Source organism: Variovorax sp. GW821-FHT09B01, from assembly GCF_059418345.1.
Genome location: NZ_JBWKPQ010000003.1, coordinates 577,497 through 596,437, shown reverse-complemented (window position 1 = coordinate 596,437; position 18,941 = coordinate 577,497). Strand labels below are relative to the sequence as shown.

The window sequence follows — 18,941 nt, the reverse complement described above, 5'->3', positions numbered from 1 at the left end:
GCTCGAACCAGCGCGCGCGGTTTAGCGGGCGCTTCCTTCGAAGAAGAAAACACCGCAGGTGGCTTGCGGAGTAGTTCGCGGTGTCATAACCAAAGTGCCTTTCTCGCCCTTGTTGACAGTGAAGCCTCGGATTCTAGCCGCTCGGCGCGCGGGCCGTGCCGAGCGGCCCATTAGCCCATTACGCCACGCCCGCCGCGTTCTTGAGCCCCAGCACGTCGATCGGCTCGATCGTCGGCGGCTTGGCGAACAGCTCGGGCGCCTTCGCCATCAGCGCCTGCGCGATCGGGCCGCCGAGGTGCGCCTGGCGGCCCGCCTCGGTCTCGAACGCATCGAACACGCCGAAGGTGGTCGGCGACAACCGCAGCGCGAACCAGATCGGCGTGGTGGCTTCGTCGCGCGCCATCGCGAGGCCGGCCTCGAGGAACTGCTGGACCTCGGCCTCCTTGCCGGGCTTGGCTTCGAGGCGGGCGAACAGGGCGAACTTGATCATGAACATCTCCGGTCGTTGCAAGGTGGAAGCGGTGCGCGGATCGCAACCGCTACGGTGACTCTAGAGTCGGCCCTCGCTTTCACCTATTGGCATTTTTGACATCTTTGATATTGTTATTGCCATGCGACTCGACATCCTCGCGCTCGACGGCGTGTTCGACACCGGCCTGGCCACGGTGGCCGACGTCTTCACCACCGCCAACGAACTGGCGGGCCTGCTCGCGCTCGGCGTGCCACCCTTCGAGGTCCGCCTCGCCGGCCTGCGCAAGCGCGTGCGCACCGCGCAAGGCCTGAGCGTGCCGGTCGTGCCGTTCGCCGCCGCCAAGGCACCTGACTGGATCGCGATCCCGGCCATCGGCGAGAAGATGCCCGCGGGCCTGGCGCGGGCGCTCGAACGCAAGGACATCGCCGATGCCGGCGCCGCGCTGCGCGAACGTGCCGACGAGGGCGCGAAGATCGCCGCCGCCTGCATCGGCACCTTCGTGCTCGCCGAATCGGGCCTGCTCGATCATCAGCAGGCCACCACCACCTGGTGGCTCGCCTCGATGTTCCGCCAGCGCTATCCCGAGGTGCGGCTCGACGACACGCGCATGCTCGTGCCCTCCGGGCCGTCGCTGGTCACCGCCGGCGCGGCGCTCGGCCATGTCGACATGGCGCTGTGGCTGGTGCGCCAGGTCAGTCCCGAGCTGGCCGCCACGGTGGCGCGCTACCTGATCGTCGATTCACGGCCCGCGCAATCCGCCTACGTGATCCACGACCACCTGAGCCATGCCGATCCGATGGTCGAGCGCTTCGAGCGCTGGGCGCGCGCGCGGCTGGCCGACGGCTTCTCGCTCGACGACGCGGCGCGCGCCGTCGGCACCAGCAAGCGCACGCTGGCGCGCCGGCTGCAGCAGGTGCTCGGCAAGAGCCCGCTCGGCTACGTGCAGGACCTGCGCGTGGAGCGCGCGGTGCACCTGCTCAAGACCAGCGACCGGAGCCTCGAGCAGATCGCCGCGCTGGTCGGCTATGCCGACGGCGTGACCTTGCGCACCCTGCTGCGCCAGAAGCTGGGCCGCGGCGTGCGCGAAGTGCGCATGCGCGACTGAGGCGGGTCCGGCACGGACGAAAAAAAGCCCGGCGCGCGGCCGGGCTTCAAGGTGACAGCGAATGTCGAGTCAGTTGCTCAGTGGAACTGCTCTTCTTCCGTCGAGCCGGTCAATGCCTTCACACTCGACTGGCCGCCCTGGATCACGGTGGTCACGTCGTCGAAGTAACCCGCGCCGACTTCCTGCTGGTGCGACACGAAGGTGTAGCCCTGTTCGCGCGCCGCGAATTCCGGCTCCTGCACCATGTTCACGTAGTGCTTCATGCCCTCGCCGCGTGCATAGGCGTGCGCGAACTTGAAGGTGTTGTACCAGTTGACGTGGATGCCGGCCAGCGTGATGAACTGGTACTTGTAGCCCAGGTCCGAGAGGTCTTCCTGGAAGGTGGCGATCTGCTTGTCGTCCAGGTTCTTCTTCCAGTTGAACGACGGCGAGCAGTTGTACGACAGCAGCTTGCCGGGGCAGGCGGCATGCACGGCCTGCGCGAACTCGCGGGCGAAGCCGATGTCGGGCACGCCGGTTTCGCACCACACCAGGTCGGCATAAGGCGCGTAGGCGACGCCGCGGCTGATGGCCTGCTCGAGGCCGTTCTTCACGCGGTAGAAGCCTTCCGAGGTGCGCTCGCCGGTCAGGAAGGGCTTGTCGTTGGCGTCGTGGTCGGAGGTGATCAGGTTCGCGGCTTCGGCGTCGGTACGGGCCAGCACGATGGTGGGCACGCCCAGCACGTCGGCGGCGAAGCGCGCGGCGATCAGCTTCTCGCAGGCTTCGCGCGTCGGCACCAGCACCTTGCCACCCATGTGGCCGCACTTCTTGACGGCGGCCAGCTGGTCTTCGAAGTGCACGCCGGCGGCACCCGCGGCGATCATGTTCTTCATCAGTTCGAAGGCGTTGAGCACGCCGCCGAAACCGGCTTCGGCATCGGCCACGATCGGCAGGAAGTAGTCGATGAACTCCTTGTCGCCCGGGTTCACGCCACGGCCCCACTGGATTTCATCGGCGCGGCGGAAGGTGTTGTTGATGCGGCGGACCATGGTGGGCACCGAGTCGTACGCGTAGAGCGACTGGTCGGGGTACATGGTTTCCGAGCTGTTGCCGTCGGCGGCCACTTGCCAGCCCGACAGGTACACGGCTTCGAGGCCGGCCTTGGCCTGCTGCATGGCCTGGCCGGCGGAGATCGCGCCGAAGGCGTTCACGTAGCCCTTCTTCGAACCACCGTTGATCTTGTCCCAGAGCTTCTCGGCACCGCGCTTGGCGAGCGTGTAGTCGATCGGGAACGAACCGCGCAGGCGCACCACGTCGGCCGCGCTGTAGCCGCGCTTCACGCCCTTCCAGCGGGGGTCCGTTGCCCATTCTTTCTCGAGGGCGGCAATCTGCTGTTCGCGGCTGAGTTGTTCGGTGAGGGTCTGGGGCATGGTCACTCCGTGAGTTGATTGAAGGGTTGGTTTCGAGCGTTTTGGCGCTGCGGCCATGGGCTTACTGTAATCGCGTCGCCCACTCTTATGTCTTATAGAAGACATATTTTTGCATCAACAAAATCAACAACTTACGGAGATATTTCTCAATGAGAAAACAACTTTCTCATATCGAGAAAAAATACTGCGGTGCAGCAGCAGCAATTTTCACGATGCGCAATCACTCTTTCGTCTGTGAAAAACGCGGGCCCAACCGCGCGCCGTCAACGCCGCGAATGCGCGATCCAGTCGCCACCCGCGATCACCGCGCGACCCTCGATGCGCGACGGATGGATCTCGTAGACCAGGCAATCGAAAGCCTGGCCGTCGCTGGCCTGCACGCGCAGCCAGCGCTTGATGTACTCGCCCGAATCGTCGTCGGCCACTTCCTCGAGCCGATCGAGCGCGGCCTCCACCTGCGCATCGATCGCGTAGATCTCGCCCTTCACGCGCGTCGTGCCGCCCAGCACCATGCCCGGATAGGCGCCGAGGTCGTAGAGCGTGCCCGCGAGTTCTGCATCGGCCACGCGGCGCGGCGGCGGCGCGAAGCGCGCGATGTCGTTGCGGCCACCCGCGCGCAAGGTGCCATAGACGAAGACGTGGCGCTCGCCCGGCGCGGGCGTCGGTTGCGGCATCATCGATGCCTCCTTTGGCATCATCGATGCCTCCTTTCCCAAATCACCCCAGTCTATTGAACCCCGCCGCACCCGCCCCAGGCCGGCTCATGGCCTACGGCTGCCTCGCGCTGAGCATGTCGCTCGTCGGCTGCTACGTCGCCCTCTCCAAGCCGCTGGTCGCGGCCTTCCCGGTGCTGCTGCTGGCCTGGCTGCGCTTCGGCATCGCGGCGCTCGCCATGCCGCACTGGCTGCGTCGCGCGCCCAACGAACCGCCGATGACCGCACGCACGCGCTGGCTGGTGTTCCTCGAGTCCTTCCTCGGCAACTTCCTGTTCTCGATCTGCATGCTGTTCGGCGTGAGCCTCACGAGCGCGGTCTCGGCGGGCGTGATCATGGCGTCGATCCCGGCGGCGGTCGCGGTGGCGAGCTGGCTGTTCCTGCGCGAACGCATCACGCTGCGCATCGGCCTCGCGATCCTCTGCGCGGCGATCGGCATCGGGCTGCTCGCGCTCGCCCCGGCGCATGCGAGCGCGCACCCGGGCACGGGAGCGTCCTCGTCGATGCCGTGGCTGGGCAACCTGCTGGTGTTCTGCGCGGTGCTCTGCGAGGCCGCCTACGCGGTGATCGGCAAGTCGCTCACCGGACGGCTCGGCCCCAAGCGGATCTCCTCGCTGATCAACCTCTGGGGCTTCGTGCTCAGCACGCCGCTGGGCATCTGGTTCGCGCTGCAGTTCGACTTCGCCGCGGTGCGTCCCGGCCTCTGGCTGCTGCTGGTCGCCTACGCCCTCGCAGCGAGCATCTGGACCGTGTGGCTCTGGATGACCGGACTGCGCCACATTCCCGCCGCGCAGGCCGGTGTTTTCGCCGTGATGCTGCCCGTGAGCGCGGCCCTCGTGGGCGTGCTCGTGCTCGGCGAAAGCCTCTCCCTGGTGCAGCTGTTCGCGTTCGCGCTCGCTCTCGCAGGCGTCTTCCTGGCGACCTGGCCCGCGCGCCGCAGGCAAAACGGGCGCTCTCCCCTCTGAAAAAACAACAGCCTCCAATGAAAAAACCGCTTTTTCCCTTGGAAACGCGTTTTTTCTCATTTAGCATCCGCGATGCCAGTGGAGACCCTGTTTTTCATTGGTGACTGTTCAACCAAAAAAGGAAATCAACCATGGCAACTGCAAAGAAGGCTCCGGCCAAGAAAGCTCCGGCAAAGAAGGCCGCTGCTCCCGCGAAGAAGGCTGCTGCTCCCGCGAAGAAGGCCGCTGCACCGGCGAAGAAGGCTGCTGCTCCTGCCAAGAAGGCTGCCGCACCGGCGAAGAAGGCTGCTGCTCCTGCCAAGAAGGCTGCACCCGCGAAGAAGGCTGCTGCGAAGGCTCCCGCCAAGAAGCGCACCCCGAACGCCGCCTTCATGAAGGCCCTGACCCCCAGCCCCGCACTGGCTGCCGTGGTCGGCTCGACGCCGCTGCCGCGCACCGCCGTCGTGAGCAAGCTGTGGGACTACATCAAGAAGAACAACCTGCAAGACAAGGCCAACAAGCGCAACATCAACGCCGACGCCAAGCTGAAGGAAATCTTCGGCAAGGCCCAAGTGTCGATGTTCGAACTGGCCGCGCTGATCGGCAAGCACGTCAAGTAAGCGCACCACTCGAGCGGCCTCCGGGTCGATCAGGAAAGCCGGCGACAGCCGGCTTTTTTTCGTCCGTACCTTTTGCGAGCGCCTCAGCGCGAAGTGTCGGCACCCTGCGCAAAGAAGCGCGAGGGCGTGCAGCCGAAATGGCGCCGGAAGGTCTCGATGAACGCGCTCACCGAGCTGTAGCCCACCGTCAGCGCCACCGCCGTCACGGGCTCACCCATGCCCAGCAATTGCACCGCCTTGAGCAGCCGCGCCTGCTGGCGCCACTGCGCGAAGCTCAGGCCGGTCTCGGCGGCGAAGCGGCGCGTGAGCGTGCGGCGTGCCATGCCGATGCGATCGGCCCATTGCTCGAGCGTGTCGTCGCGCGCGGGATCGTCGGCCAGCGCAGTGGCCAGCGCGAGCAGGCGCCGCTCCTGCGGCAGCGCGAGATGCAGCGAGGTCCGCGTGCCCGCCACCAGTTCGTCGACCAGCACTCCCACCAGCCGCAGGCGGCGCGCTGCCTCCCCCTCTTCGCCGAGCGACACCAGCCGCCCCACCAGCTCGCGGATCAGCGGCGTCGACGCGAACACATGCGGCTGCGCGGGCAAGGCCGTCGTCAGCGCCGGATCGAGATAGAGGCTCCACCCGGCCGTCGCACCGTGGCTTTGCGCCGCGTGCGCGCAGCGCGGCGCGATCCAGCCGATCCATCCGGGCGGCAGCACCCAGCGCCCCGCGCTGGTCTCGATCAGCTGCAGGCCGGCGCGCAACGCGAACAGCTGGCCTTCCTCGTGCGCATGCGCGCCCGTGGTGCGCGGTGCCTCGTAGGCGTTGAGATCAAGCCGCGCCATGAGCTCAGCCATCGCGTCGCTCCATCTGCGGCATGGCCCGATGGCGATACCGATTGGCACCGCGCCGCAAGCCCGCAGCGTGGCGCCTGCCTAGCATCGAAGCCATCGATCCACCCTTCCCTCTCTTCTTCAAGGAGTCGCCATGAAAGCCCAGGATGTCCTGCCCGATGACCAGAACTTCGCCGTCCTCAACGGCCAGCCCGTGCGCAAGGGCTCGGTCGGTGCCTTCCTCGCCAATGTGCGCGTGCTGGAGGACGTCCAGGCCGGCGAGGCGCAGCGCCAGGCCGCGCACGAGGACCTCGTCGCGCTGATCCCCGCGCTCGAGGCGCTCGGCCTGTTCGATGTGTTCGAGCTGCGCTCCGCAGCCCTGCGCGCGGAGGTCGCGAGGCATCGCGCCGCGCTCAGCCCCGCGCCTGCTGCTGCGCCGCGCGCCTGATCGACGACAGCGTGCCGCGCGTGGTGATGACCTCGGGGTCGAGCGGAATCTCGATCAGCGTGCCGGTGTCGGCAGCCAGCGCACGCAGCAGCGCGGCCTCGAACTGCGCGGTCTCGGTCACGCGCTCGGCCGCGTAGCCGTAGGCGCGCGCCAGCCCGCAGAAGTCGGGATTGCGCAGCGCGGTGCCGCTGGTGCGCTCGGGGTACTCGCGCTCCTGGTGCATGCGGATGGTGCCGAACATGCCGTTGTTCAGCAGCACGACGATGCTCTTGCCGCCATGCTGCGCGGCCGTGGCCAGCTCCTGGCCCGTCATCAGGAAATCGCCGTCGCCCGCGATCGTGAAGGCCACCCGGCCGGTCGCGAGGCTGGTGGCGATGCCGGCCGGCACGCCGTAGCCCATGGCGCCGCTGGTGGGCGCCAGCTGCGTCTTGTGGCCCTTGGCGAGGCCGTGGTAGCGGAAGTAGCGGTGCACCCAGCTCGCGAAGTTGCCGGCGCCGTTGGTGATCGTGGCATCGGCCGGCAGGTGCTTCTGCAGCGTCGCCACCACCGCCGCCATGTCGACCGCGCCGCGCGGCGTTTCCGTGGGCATGCCGGCCAGTGCCTGCGGCTCGAGCCAGGCCTGGTAGTCGGCGTTCGCCTGCAGCGCCCAGTCCTCCCAGGGCAACGTGGGCGGCGCGCTCAGCACCTCGAGGCTGCGCGCCGCGGCGCTCATGCCGGCATTGATCGCGAGGTCGGCCTGGTAGACGCGGTTGAGCTCCTCGGCGCTGGCATGGATGTGGACCAGCGTCTGCTTCGCCTTCGGCGCCTCGAGCAGCGTATAGCCACCGGTGGTCATCTCGCCGAGGCGCGGGCCGATGGCGAGGATCAGGTCGGCGTCCTTCACGCGCTGCGCCAGCTTCGGATTGATGGCGATACCGACATCGCCCGCATAGAGCGGATGGTGGTTGTCGAAGGTGTCCTGGAACCGGAAGGCATTGGCCACCGGCAGCCGCCAGTTCTCGGCGAAGCGCTGCAGCGCCTGCGCGGCCTGCGCGGTCCAGCCGCCGCCGCCGGCGATCACCAGCGGCTGGCGCGACTTCAGCAGCAGCTCGCGCAGGGTGCGCAGCGCGCCCGGGTCGCTCCAGGGCTCGACCGCCTCCACCCGCGGCAGCGGCCGCGCGGCGGTCTCGCTGCGCAGCATGTCCTCGGGCAACACCAGCACCACCGGGCCGGGGCGGCCGTTCATCGCGGTCGAGAAGGCGCGCGCGATGTACTCGGGGATGCGATTGGCATCGTCGATGCGCTCCACGCGCTTGGCGAAGCCCTTGGTGCTCGGGCCGAAGAAGCTGCCGTAGTCGACCTCCTGGAAGGCCTCGCGGTCGCGGAAGTCGCTGCCCACGTCGCCGACGAACAGCACCATCGGCGTGGAATCCTGGAAGGCGTTGTGCACGCCGATCGAGGCATTGGTGGCGCCCGGGCCGCGCGTCACGAAGCAGATGCCGGGGCGGCCCGTGAGCTTGCCGTGCGCCTCGGCCATGAAGGCCGCGCCGCCCTCCTGCCGGTTGACGATGAAACGCGCGCGCTCGCCGTAGGCATGGAAGCCGTCGAGCACCGCGAGGAAGCTCTCGCCGGGCACGCCGAACGCGATCTCCATGCCCTGTTCGAGCAGGCACTCGACGATCAGGTGGCCTGCGGGTTGTGATGTACTCATGAGCAGTAGAACTCCAACACTTTGTCCGCGGCGATTATGTGCGCCCGCCCCGCCTCCCTTGTTTTAATTCCCCAAATGGTTAAATTCGCGCCATGAAGGCCACCGCCCCCGACACGCTGGAACCCCGCTCGCGCGATGCCGACCGTTCGCAGCTCGCGATCCTCGCCTCGGCGCGCGACGAGTTCTCGGCGCGCGGCCTCGCGGGTGCGCGCATGGACAGCATCGCCGAGCGCGCGGGCCTCAACAAGCGGCTCATCTACTACTACTTCGGCAGCAAGGACGACCTGTTCCTCGCCGTGCTCGAGCGCACCTACGCCGACATCCGCGAAGCCGAGCAGCGGCTGCACCTCGACGAGATCGATCCGGTCGAGGCGATCCGCCAGCTGGTGTCCTTCACCTGGCACTACTACCTCGAGCATCCCGAGTTCATCACCCTGCTCAACAGCGAGAACCTGCACCAGGCCTCGCACCTCAAGCGCTCGGAACGCATCCAGGAGATGAACTCGCCGCTGGTGCAGCTGCTCGACACGGTGCTCGAGCGCGGCCGGCGCGACAACCTGTTCCGCGCGGGCGTCGATCCGGTGCAGCTCTACATCTCGATCGCCTCGCTGTGCTACTTCTACCTCTCGAACAACCACACGCTCTCGGCCATCTTCGGCCGTGACCTGCGCGCGCCCAAGGCGATGGCGCAGCGCCTCTCGCACATGACCGACCTCGTGCTCGGTTACGTGCTGCACTGAAGAGCCCTTCCCGCCGCGCTCCGTCGCTTCCTGCCGCTCCTCGCGCGGCGGCGGGGCCGCGCGCCATCGCCGCGCACGACGACCCCCATCGCTTCAAAGATCTACGGGTATCCACCAGGGTCCACCCGTTGACGCTGCCGCGCCCGCGTTCCTAGAATCAGCAATTCACTTATTGGTGAATTAAGCTCGCAACGACACCAGCGGCACCGCCGCGCGGAGACACCACCCATGAAGCAACTCGCACGCACCGCCACGCTGGCCGCGATCGTCGGCCTGGGCGCCCTGCTCCCCGCCCTCGCCGGCGCGGAAGCCGCCTACCCCAGCAAGCCGATCCGCGTGATCGTGCCCTTCGCGGCCGGCAGCACCACCGACATCATTGCCCGCGCCATCGCCGACAAGATGGGCGCGAGCATGGGCCAGCCGCTGGTGATCGAGAACCGCGGCGGCGCCAGCGGCACCATCGGCCAGCAGGCGGTGGCCACCGCGGCGGCCGACGGCTACACGGTGATGATCCATTCCTCGTCGCACACGGTCAGCCCCTCCACCTTCGCCAAGCTGCCCTTCGACACGGTGAACGACTTCGCGGGTGTCACGCCGATCTCCTCGCTGCCCAACGCGCTGGTGATCGCGCCCTCGAAGAACATCAAGACGCTGCCGCAACTGCTGGCCGCCGCGCGCGCCAAGCCCGGCAGCATGAACTTCGCCTCGGCCGGCCAAGGCAGCGCTACGCACCTGAACGCCGAGAAGTTCAAGATGGCCGCCAAGATCGACGCGACCAACATCCCGTTCAAGGGATCGGGCGAGGCCGTCACCGAGGTGCTCTCGGGCCGCGTCGACTACTACTTCTCGCCGATCGCGCCGGTCATCGGCCAGATCAAGGAAGGCCAGTTGCTGGCACTCGCCGTGGGTTCGCCCAAGCGCGCGGCCGCCCTGCCCGACGTGCCCACCACCGCCGAGGCCGGCGTGCCCGGCTCCGAGTTCAACTTCTGGATCGGAATGATGGCGCCCGCGAAGACGCCGCGCGCCGTGGTCGACCGCCTGCACGACGAGGTGGCGAAGGCCCTCGCCACGCCCGAGGTGAAGGAGCGCTTCCTCAAGCTCGGCGCCGATGCCTGGACGCTCAAGCCCGCGCAGTTCGATGCCTACATCAAGCAGGAGATCGCGAGCAACGCCGAGCTCGTGAAGGCCGCCGGCCTCGCGGTCCAGCAGTAACGCCGCTTCCGCCAGCCCCCGTTTCCCCCGCTCCGCCCGCAGCCCACCGACTTCCGACCGAACGTCCCGCGCCGCCACCGGCGCGCTCTCCATGATCCGCAAACTCCTGCTCTCCCCGGCGCTGCGCCCCTTCCTGCTGATCCTGCTGCTGCTGGTGCTGTGGGACCTGGCGATCCGTCTCTTCAAGATCCCGGCCTACCTGATCCCGCCGCCGTGGGAGGTGGTGAAGCAGCTGGTCAACGAATGGCCGCGCCTGCTGGCCGAGAGCTGGAAGACCACGCTGGCCACGCTCGGCGGCTTCGGCCTCACCATCCTCATCGGCATTCCGATGGCGATGGTCATCGCCTACTCGCGGCTGGTCGAGTCCTACGTCTATCCGCTGCTGGTGTTCTCGCAGAGCATCCCCAAGGTCGCCATCGCGCCGCTGTTCGTGGTGTGGTTCGGCTTCGGCATCTTCCCCAAGGTGATCTCGGCCTTCCTGCTGGGCTTCTTCCCGGTGGTGGTCTCCACCGTGATGGGCTTCAAGTCGGTCGAGCCTGACATGCTCGACCTCGCGCGCTCGATGGGCGCGAGCCGGCTGCAGACCTTCTTCAAGATCAGCCTGCCGCAGGCGCTGCCGCAGATCTTCAGCGGCCTCAAGGTCTCGGTCACGCTGGCCGTCGTCGGCGCAGTGGTCGGCGAGTTCGTCGGCTCCAACTCGGGCATCGGCTACGTGCTGCAGGTGGCCAACGGCAACTTCGACCTGCCGCTGATGTTCGCCGCGCTGGTCGTGCTCTCGAGCATCGGCGTGATCCTGTTCGTGGCGGTCGACCTGGTCGAGCGCCTGATGATTCCCTGGCACGCCTCGCAGCGCCACGCGGACTGATCCACCCCGCCCCTTTTCTTTCTGGTTCCTTCGCCCACGCCAACAACTCCCTGGAGACAAGACATGAAGAAACTGCTTCCCCCGCTGCTCGCCGCCGCCGCGCTCGCCACCTTCGCCATCGCTCCCGCCCATGCGCAGGGCGACAAGCCCAAGGACAAGGTCACGCTGATGCTCAACTGGTATCTGTACAGCGAGCACGCGCCCTTCTTCCTCGGCAAGGAAAAGGGCTTCTACGCCGAGGAAGGCATCGACCTCGACATCCAGGAAGGCCGCGGCTCCGCCGTCACCGCGCAGGCGGTGGCCGCCAAGTCGGCGACCTTCGGCTACATCGACGTCACGACCATGATCAAGGCCGCCGCCAAGGGCGCGCCGCTGAAGTCCACCGGCGTGCTGTTCCAGGTCAGCCCGATGTCGGTCATGGGCTTCACCGAGAAGAACATCAAGACGCCGAAGGACATCGTCGGCAAGACCGTGGCCGTGACGCCGGGCGACTCGATGTCGCAGATGTGGCCGCTGTTCCTCAAGGTCAACGACATCAAGCCCGATCAGGTGAAGATCGTCTCGGGCGATGGCCAGACCAAGCTCAATGCGGTGATCAACGGCCAGGCCGACCTGCTGCTGGGCTACGTGATGGACCAGGCGATCAAGCTGCAGGACGCCACCGGCAAGCCGGTGTCGCCGATCCGCTTCGCCGACTCGGGCGTGAACCAGATCAGCTCCGGGATCATCACCAACAAGAACCTGCTGACCGAGAACCCCGACCTGGTGAAGCGCTTCATGCGCGCCTCGACCAAGGCCGCCGAAGCCGCCGAGAAGAGCCCCGAGGCCGCGGTCGACGCGATGCTCAAGGCCAACCCCAAGGCCGGCGTGCGCGACACGCTGATCGTGGGCATGAAGCAGAGCGTGGCGCTCTATCACACCAAGGACACGGCGAACCAGCGCCCCTTCCGCGTGGCGATGAAGAACGTCAACGAGTCGCTGGACCTGCTGGTGCAGTACGGCGGCATGGACGCCTCGACGCGCGGCAAACCAGAAGACTACGTGACGCTCGATTTCCTGCCGTAAACAGCTCGCCCCCAGGCTCCGCGCACTTCGTGTCGCTTCTCCCACCCCCTACCGGGGGCAACACCAGCGGCCCGGCAAAGCCGGTTCCGCGGTGTTCCCCGAAAACGCCACAAGCGCCCCGTCACCTCGTTCGCTTCGTCCTTTACTACGCTCCATGTCTCCAGTCCAACTGATCGAAGCGCGCGGCGTCTCGAAGATCTACCAAAGCAAGGATGGCCCCGTCGAGTCGCTGAAGCCGCTCGACTTCGCGATCCGCGAGGGCGAGTTCGTCTCGGTCGTCGGCCCCTCGGGCTGCGGCAAGAGCACCTTGCTCAAGATGGTGGCGGGCCTGCTGCCGATCAGCGGCGGCAGCCTCACGCTGGCCGGCAAGCCGATCCAGGGACCGCAGAAGGACGTGGGCATCGTGTTCCAGAGCGCGGTGCTGCTGCCCTGGCGCAGCGTGGAGGACAACATCCTGCTGCAGGCCGAGATGCGCCACCTGCCGATGGACGCCGCCAAGGCGCGCGCCCACGAGCTGATGGCCATGGCCGGCCTCAAGGGCTTCGAGCGCAAATACCCGTGGCAGCTCTCGGGCGGCATGCAGCAGCGCGCCTCGATCTGCCGCGCGCTGCTGCACGATCCGTCGGTGCTGCTGATGGACGAGCCCTTCGGCGCGCTCGACGCGATGACGCGCGAGAAGATGAACCTCGAGCTGCAGCGCATCTGGATGGCCTCGAAGAAGACCGTGATGCTGATCACCCACAGCATCCCCGAAGCCATCTTCCTGTCGGACCGCGTGATCGTGATGAGCGAGCGCCCGGGCTCGATCGCGGCCGTCTACGACATCGAACTGCCGCGCGCCCGCACCCTCGACATGATGGCCTCGAGCGAGTTCGGCCACTACACGAAGCTGGTGCGCGCGCATTTCTTCTCGCAGGGCATCCTGGACCACTGACCATGGACGCGCCCCGTTTCCACGTCGAGGAGATCCGATTCGCCGAGCGCGACGTCGCGCTGCGGCTGCCGTTCCGCTTCGGCGCCGCCACCGTCACCGCCTGCCCGCAGGTCTACGTGCGCGCGCGCATCCGCCTCGAGGACGGCCGCACGGCCAGCGGCTGCGCGGCCGAGATGATGGTGCCCAAGTGGTTCGACAAGAACCCGGCGCTCACCAACGAACAGAACTTCGAGCAGCTGCGCTTCGCGCTGCGCGACGCGCGCGAGGCCTACACCGGCGAGGCCGATGCCCAGACCGCCTGGACGCATTTCGCCGCCAACTACGCCGCGCTGATGGCGCGCGCCCGTGCCAAGGGCCTGCAGCCGCTGGTGGCGGGATATGGGCCGGCCCTGATCGACCGCGCGATCTTCGATGCGCTGTGCCTGCATGCCGGCACCGGCTTCGCCGCCGCGATGAGCGCCAACCTCGGCGGCATCGACATCGCGGGCAGCGGCCTGGCCGACGACCTCGCCGGTTTCGACATGCCCGCCTTCCTCGCCCGGCAGCACCCTGCGGAGCGCATCGCCGCGCGCCACACCGTGGGCCTGGCCGACGCGATCGACGACGACGATGCATTGCCCGATGCGCCCGCCGACGGCCTGCCGACCACGCTCGTGGCCGCCGTGCGCCGCTACGGCCTCACGCACTTCAAGCTCAAGCTCGGCGGCGACACCGCGCGCGACATCGACCGGCTCGAGCGCATCGCGCGCGCCATCGACGGCCATGCGCAGCTGGTCACGCTCGACGGCAACGAGCAGTACGCCGATGCCGATGCCTTCGCCGCCTTCCTCGACCGCCTGCTGTCCACGCCCGCGCTGTGGGCGCTGGCGAAGAGGACGGTGTTCGTCGAGCAGCCGATCCGGCGCGACGCCGCGCTCGAGCGCGATGTGCGCTCGCTCGGCCGGCGCATCCCGCTGCTCATCGACGAATCCGACGCCACGCTCGATGCCTTCGTGCGGGCGCGCGAACTCGGCTACACCGGCGTGTCGAGCAAGAGCTGCAAGGGCTTCTACAAGTCGGCCGTCAACGCGGCGCGCTGCGCGCGCTGGAACGCGGCCGACGACGGCACACGCTACTTCCTCTCGGGCGAGGACCTGACCATGCAGGCCGGCCTCGGCGTGCAGCAGGACCTGGCGCTGGTGAGCTGGCTCGGCCTCTCGCACGTCGAGCGCAACGGCCACCACTACGTCAACGGCCTCGCGGCCGTGCCCGAGGCCGAGCAGCACGCGCTGCTGCGCGCCCACCCCGATCTCTACGAATCCAGCGATGGCGCGGTGCGCCTCGCGATCCGCGGCGGACAGCTCGCCCTGTCCTCGCTCGCCTTTGCGCCCGGCTTCGCCACCGGCCAGCCCGGCGCGGGCATCTCGTGGGACGCCATGCGTTCCGTCTACTGAAGCAGCGCTTCTCCGTCCCCTCTCTCACTCAAGGAAAGAACATGCCCACCCAACGTCTAGGAATCATCATGCACGGCGTCACAGGCCGCATGGGCATGAACCAGCACCTGATCCGCTCGATCTGCGCCATTCGCGCCCAGGGCGGCGTGACGCTGTCGAACGGCGACAAGGTGATGCCCGACCCGATCCTGATCGGCCGCAATGCCGAGAAGATCGAGGCGCTGGCCAAGGCCCACGGCATCCAGCGCTGGGGCACCGACCTCGACAAGGCGCTCGAGAACAAGGACGACACCGTCTTCTTCGACGCCGGCACCACGCAGATGCGCCCCACCCTGCTGGCCAAGGCGATCCGCGCCGGCAAGCACGTCTACTGCGAGAAGCCCATCGCCACCAACCTCAACGAGGCAGTGGAGATCGCGCGCCTGGCCGAGGAAGCCAAGGAGAAGCACGGCCTCAAGCACGGCGCGGTGCAGGACAAGCTCTTCCTGCCCGGCCTGCGCAAGCTCGACATGCTGCGCCGCGCCGGCTTCTTCGGCCGCATGCTCAGCGTGCGCCTGGAGTTCGGCTACTGGGTGTTCGAGGGCGACCTGCAGCCGATCCAGCGCCCGAGCTGGAACTACCGCAAGGAAGACGGCGGCGGGATGATCCTCGACATGATGTGCCACTGGCGCTACGTGCTCGACAACCTGTTCGGCGAGGTCAAGTCGGTGTCGTGCCTGGGCACCACCCATATCCCGAAGCGCTGGGACGAGGCCGGCCAGCCCTACGAGGCCACGGCCGACGACGCCGCCTACGCCACCTGCGAGCTCACCGGCCACAACGGCGAGCCGGTGATCGCGCAGATCAACATGAGCTGGGTGACGCGCGTGCGCCGCGACGACCTCGTGACCTTCCACGTCGACGGCACCGACGGCTCGGCCGTGGCCGGCCTGTCGAGCTGCCGCGCCCAGTCGCGCGTGGCCACGCCGCGCCCGGTGTGGAACCCCGACGAGAAGCAGACCATGAACTTCCTCGACCAGTGGCAGGAGATTCCGGACTCGCAGGTCTACGACAACGGCTTCAAGATCCAGTGGGAACACTTCATCCGCCACGTGGTGGAGGACGCGCCCTACAAGTGGACCCTGCCCGAAGGCGCCAAGGGCGTGCAGCTGGTCGAGGCCGCGCTCGAATCGTGGCAGGACCGCCGCTGGGTCGACGTGCCCGCGCTGAAGGTCTGAGACCCGGAGACCCGACCGCATGGCCCTCTCGCTCAAGCTCCCCACCGCCGGCGGCGCGCTCGCCGACTACGCGCTGCGCGGCAGCACGCCGCCGAAGCCGCCCGCGGGCGTGCGCTTCGACCGCATCGCCTACTCGGCCGCGCACGTCGTGGCCGACCCGCTCGCGGCCATCGATCCCTGGCTGCAATGCGCGGTCGACTGGGACGCCACCCTCGCCTACCGGCGCCACCTCTACGCGCTCGGCCTGGGCGTGGCGGAGGCCATGGACACCGCGCAGCGCGGCATGGGCCTGGACTGGCCGACCTCGCTCGAGCTGATCCGCCGCTCGATCGACGCCGCCAGCGACATCCCCGGCGCGCTCGTGGCTTCGGGCTGCGGCACCGACCACCTCGACCTCGATGCGGTGAAGAGCGTCGACGACGTGATCCGCGGCTACGAGGAACAGATGGCCGCCATCGAGAAGCTCGGCGGCAAGCTGATCGTGATGTGCAGCCGCGCGCTGGTGCGCGTCGCGAAGAGCCCGGCCGACTACGAGCGCGTGTACGACCGCATCCTGAGCCAGGCGAAGCAGCCCGTGGTGCTGCACTGGCTCGGCGAGATGTTCGACCCCGCGCTGGCCGGCTACTGGGGAACGACCGACGTCGATGCCGCGATGGAGACCGCGCTCGGCGTGATCGCGGCCCATCCCGACAAGGTCGACGGCATCAAGATCTCGCTGCTCGACAAGGACAAGGAGATCGCGATGCGCCGGCGCCTGCCGACCACCGGCGGCCCCGACGGCCAGGGCGCTCGCATGTACACCGGCGACGACTTCAACTACGCCGAGCTGATCGCGGGCGACGGCCACGGCAGCCACCCCACGCACGGCAAGAGCGATGCGCTGCTGGGCATCTTCGACGCCATCGCGCCGGCCGCCAGCGCCGCCCTCGGCGAACTGGCCGCGGGCCGCGTCGAACGCTTCCACGAGATCCTCGGCCCCACCGTGCCGCTGTCGCGCCACATCTTTGCCGCGCCCACGCGCTTCTACAAGACCGGCGTGGTCTTCATGGCCTGGCTCAACGGCCACCAGAAGCACTTCACCATGGTCGGCGGCCAGCAGAGCACGCGCTCGCTGCAGCACTTCGCCGAGCTGTTCCGGCTGGCCGACGCGGCCAACCTGTTCGAGCAGCCCGAGCTCGCGGTGCGGCGCATGAACACGCTGCTGTCGCTGCACGGCGTGGAGTAAGCTTGTCCATGCGCGATTTCTCGCAGAACCACGACTGGCTCTCGATCAACACCGCCACGGTGCGCAAGCAGTCGGGCGTCGAGGTGCCGCTCGACCGCATCGTCGACCAGTGCGCCGAGCGCGGCATCCGCGCCATCAGCCCCTGGCGCGACCAGGTCGCGGCCGTCGGCATCGACAGGATCGCGCGGCAGTTGAAGGCGCACGGCATCGGCCTCTCGGGCTACTGCCGCGGCGGCTTCTTCCCGGCGCCCGATGCCGCGGGCCTGAAGGCCGCGCTCGACGACAACCGCCGCGCCATCGACGAGGCGAAGACGCTCGATGCGCCCTGCCTCGTGCTGGTGGTCGGCGCGCTGCCCGGCGCGCTCGACGGCAAGGCCGCCTACCGGGACATCGCGCGGGCGCGCGCCGAGGTGCGCGACGGCATCGCGGCCTCGCTCGAGTACGCACGCGAGGTCGGCATGCCGCTGGCCATCGAGCCCCTGCACCCCATGCAGGCGGCCGACCGCGCCTGCATCAACACGCTCGAGCACGCGCTCGACCTCTGCGACGAGCTCGATGCGGGCAGGAGCGGCATGCTCGGCGTGGCGCTCGACATCTACCACGTGTGGTGGGACCCGAAGCTGCAGCAGCAGATCGCGCGCGCGGGCCGCGAGCGCCTGCTGGCCTACCACGTCTGCGACTGGCTCACGCCCACGCGCGACCTGCTGTCCGACCGCGGGATGATGGGCGACGGCGTGGTCGAGCTCAAGAAGATCCGCGGCTGGGTGGAGGACGCCGGCTTCGCGGGCTTCAGCGAGGTCGAGATCTTCTCGAACCTCGACTGGTGGCAGCGGCCGGGGGCCGAGACGCTCGACGTCTGCATCGAGCGGCATCGCAGCGCGGTCTGAGCACGGCCCCGGGGCGAGCAAGCCATGGCGGCCTGTGCTGCAATGCGCCCATGCCCGCCCCCAGCCTCGACGACCTGCGCCGCTACGCCGTGGCGCGCACCCTGTTCAAGCCCACCACGCTCCCCGGCGCGATCAAGAAGCTCGGCTTCGTGCAGGCCGATCCGATCCGCGCCCCGGCGCGCGCGCAGGACCTGACGCTGCGCCACCGCGTCACCGACTACCGCGCGGGTGACCTCGAGCGCCGCTACACGCGGCTCGCGATCGAGGAGGACTGCCTGGTCAACTACGGCTTCCTGCCGCGTGAGCACCTGGCGCTGATGCATCCGCGCGAGGCCGCCAAGCCCTGGGACGCCGAGACGCGGCGCAAGGCGGCCGACGTGCTGGCCTTCGTGCGCGAGCGCGGGCGCGTGCATCCGCGCGAGGTCGAGCAGCACTTCGCGCACGGCCGCATGCGCAACTACTGGGGCGGCTCGGGCAATGCGTCGACGCACCTGCTCGACGGCATGCACTACCGCGGCCTGCTGCGCGTCGTGCGGCGCGACAGCGGCACGCGCATCTACGAGGCGGTCGAGCATGCGCCGGCCGACGAGAGCCCGACCGGTCGCGCGCGCCGCGCGGCGGCGCTGATCGAACTGATCGTGCGCAAGTACGCGCCGCTGCCGGCCGGCAGCCTGACCTACCTGGTGCGGCTGCTCGGCTATGGCGCGCCGCACCTGGCGGCGCAGACCCAGGCCGCGCTGCGCCTCGCGCGCGAGGAGCTCGCGAGCCTGCGCATCGACGGCACCACCTGGTACTGGCCGGCCGACGAGAACCCGGCCTCGCGCCGCCATGCGCCCGACGACGCGGTGCGCCTGCTCGCGCCCTTCGACCCCGTGGTGTGGGACCGCCGCCGCTTCGAGCTGCTCTGGGGCTGGACCTACAAGTTCGAGGCCTACACGCCCGCGCCGCAGCGCCAGTTCGGCTACTACGCGCTGCCGCTGCTGTGGCACGACCGCGTGATCGGCTGGGCCAACGTGAGCGCACCCGAGGGACGGCCCCAGCCCGCCTTCGGCTACGTCGAGGGCCGCAAGCCGCACGGCGCGGCCTTCCGCGCGGCGCTCGACGACGAGCTCGGGCGCATGGCCGAGTTCCTCGCGGCGCGCTGAGCCGG

General features: G+C 68.6%; 19 protein-coding genes. 14 read left to right on the top strand and 5 right to left on the bottom strand.

The annotated features are described in order from the left end of the window. Positions 1 to 178 precede the first annotated feature (178 nt). A complete protein-coding gene (locus AC07RV_RS14230; protein ID WP_296777492.1) occupies positions 179 to 490 on the bottom strand; it encodes a putative quinol monooxygenase in 312 nt (103 codons plus the stop codon). Between the two features lie 121 nt (positions 491 to 611). Here AC07RV_RS14230 and AC07RV_RS14225 point away from each other — a divergent pair, with 121 nt between their 5' ends. Continuing rightward, complete coding sequence (locus AC07RV_RS14225; RefSeq protein WP_296777489.1) at positions 612 to 1,577, top strand: GlxA family transcriptional regulator; 966 nt, start codon at positions 612 to 614, stop codon at positions 1,575 to 1,577. Positions 1,578 to 1,654: 77 nt separating this feature from the next. On the opposite strand, the gene aceA is transcribed toward AC07RV_RS14225, so the two are convergent. Both aceA and AC07RV_RS14215 read right to left on the bottom strand, forming a co-directional pair. Beyond that, entirely contained in the window at positions 1,655 to 2,986 is a 1,332-nt protein-coding gene (gene aceA, locus AC07RV_RS14220; RefSeq protein WP_093342897.1) for an isocitrate lyase, read from the bottom strand. A gap of 263 nt (positions 2,987 to 3,249) precedes the next feature. Further along, entirely contained in the window at positions 3,250 to 3,660 is a 411-nt protein-coding gene (locus AC07RV_RS14215) for a gamma-glutamylcyclotransferase family protein (protein ID WP_296777678.1), read from the bottom strand. 89 nt (positions 3,661 to 3,749) lie between these two features. On the opposite strand from AC07RV_RS14215, the gene AC07RV_RS14210 reads away from it, so the two are divergent. Continuing rightward, positions 3,750 to 4,664 (top strand): DMT family transporter, encoded by a 915-nt coding sequence (locus AC07RV_RS14210; protein WP_296777486.1) that lies wholly within the window; start codon positions 3,750 to 3,752, stop codon positions 4,662 to 4,664. Between the two features lie 131 nt (positions 4,665 to 4,795). Continuing rightward, the gene (locus AC07RV_RS14205) at positions 4,796 to 5,263 is read left to right on the top strand and encodes an SWIB/MDM2 domain-containing protein (protein WP_093342900.1); all 468 of its coding nucleotides are present in this window, start codon (positions 4,796 to 4,798) and stop codon (positions 5,261 to 5,263) included. Between the two features lie 83 nt (positions 5,264 to 5,346). Here the strand turns inward: AC07RV_RS14205 and AC07RV_RS14200 are convergent, their stop codons facing one another. Then, positions 5,347 to 6,099, bottom strand: coding sequence for an AraC family transcriptional regulator (locus AC07RV_RS14200; protein WP_296777481.1), 753 nt, complete (start codon positions 6,097 to 6,099; stop codon positions 5,347 to 5,349). Between the two features lie 130 nt (positions 6,100 to 6,229). Here AC07RV_RS14200 and AC07RV_RS14195 point away from each other — a divergent pair, with 130 nt between their 5' ends. Beyond that, positions 6,230 to 6,523: a hypothetical protein gene (locus AC07RV_RS14195; RefSeq protein WP_296777479.1), complete on the top strand. Its 294-nt coding sequence runs from the start codon at positions 6,230 to 6,232 to the stop codon at positions 6,521 to 6,523. Here the strand turns inward: AC07RV_RS14195 and AC07RV_RS14190 are convergent. After that, the gene (locus tag AC07RV_RS14190; protein ID WP_296777476.1) at positions 6,489 to 8,213 is read right to left on the bottom strand and encodes a thiamine pyrophosphate-binding protein; all 1,725 of its coding nucleotides are present in this window, start codon (positions 8,211 to 8,213) and stop codon (positions 6,489 to 6,491) included. The two genes, AC07RV_RS14195 and AC07RV_RS14190, sit on opposite strands and share 35 nt — an antisense overlap. A 92-nt stretch (positions 8,214 to 8,305) precedes the next feature. Here AC07RV_RS14190 and AC07RV_RS14185 point away from each other — a divergent pair, with 92 nt between their 5' ends. The 10 genes from AC07RV_RS14185 (at position 8,306) to AC07RV_RS14140 (ending at position 18,936) form a co-directional block, all read left to right on the top strand. Then, entirely contained in the window at positions 8,306 to 8,953 is a 648-nt protein-coding gene (locus AC07RV_RS14185) for a TetR/AcrR family transcriptional regulator (RefSeq protein ID WP_281077614.1), read from the top strand. A 228-nt stretch (positions 8,954 to 9,181) separates the two neighbouring features. Next, entirely contained in the window at positions 9,182 to 10,165 is a 984-nt protein-coding gene (locus AC07RV_RS14180; RefSeq protein WP_093342906.1) for a tripartite tricarboxylate transporter substrate binding protein, read from the top strand. Positions 10,166 to 10,256: 91 nt separating this feature from the next. Further along, positions 10,257 to 11,030, top strand: a complete 774-nt coding sequence (locus AC07RV_RS14175; RefSeq protein WP_296777471.1) for an ABC transporter permease — start codon at positions 10,257 to 10,259, stop codon at positions 11,028 to 11,030. A 63-nt stretch (positions 11,031 to 11,093) separates the two neighbouring features. Next, a complete protein-coding gene (locus AC07RV_RS14170; protein ID WP_296777468.1) occupies positions 11,094 to 12,095 on the top strand; it encodes an ABC transporter substrate-binding protein in 1,002 nt (333 codons plus the stop codon). A 154-nt stretch (positions 12,096 to 12,249) separates the two neighbouring features. After that, complete coding sequence (locus tag AC07RV_RS14165; RefSeq protein WP_296777465.1) at positions 12,250 to 13,029, top strand: ABC transporter ATP-binding protein; 780 nt, start codon at positions 12,250 to 12,252, stop codon at positions 13,027 to 13,029. Positions 13,030 to 13,031: 2 nt separating this feature from the next. Next, positions 13,032 to 14,462 (top strand): enolase C-terminal domain-like protein, encoded by a 1,431-nt coding sequence (locus AC07RV_RS14160; RefSeq protein ID WP_296777462.1) that lies wholly within the window; start codon positions 13,032 to 13,034, stop codon positions 14,460 to 14,462. Between the two features lie 41 nt (positions 14,463 to 14,503). Continuing rightward, entirely contained in the window at positions 14,504 to 15,679 is a 1,176-nt protein-coding gene (locus tag AC07RV_RS14155; protein ID WP_209540883.1) for a Gfo/Idh/MocA family protein, read from the top strand. A 19-nt stretch (positions 15,680 to 15,698) separates the two neighbouring features. Next, positions 15,699 to 16,904, top strand: coding sequence for a dihydrodipicolinate synthase family protein (locus AC07RV_RS14150; RefSeq protein WP_296781334.1), 1,206 nt, complete (start codon positions 15,699 to 15,701; stop codon positions 16,902 to 16,904). Between the two features lie 8 nt (positions 16,905 to 16,912). Further along, positions 16,913 to 17,791: a sugar phosphate isomerase/epimerase family protein gene (locus tag AC07RV_RS14145; RefSeq protein ID WP_296781335.1), complete on the top strand. Its 879-nt coding sequence runs from the start codon at positions 16,913 to 16,915 to the stop codon at positions 17,789 to 17,791. A 50-nt stretch (positions 17,792 to 17,841) separates the two neighbouring features. Continuing rightward, the gene (locus AC07RV_RS14140; protein WP_296781336.1) at positions 17,842 to 18,936 is read left to right on the top strand and encodes a DNA glycosylase AlkZ-like family protein; all 1,095 of its coding nucleotides are present in this window, start codon (positions 17,842 to 17,844) and stop codon (positions 18,934 to 18,936) included. The last annotated feature ends 5 nt before the right edge of the window (positions 18,937 to 18,941 follow it).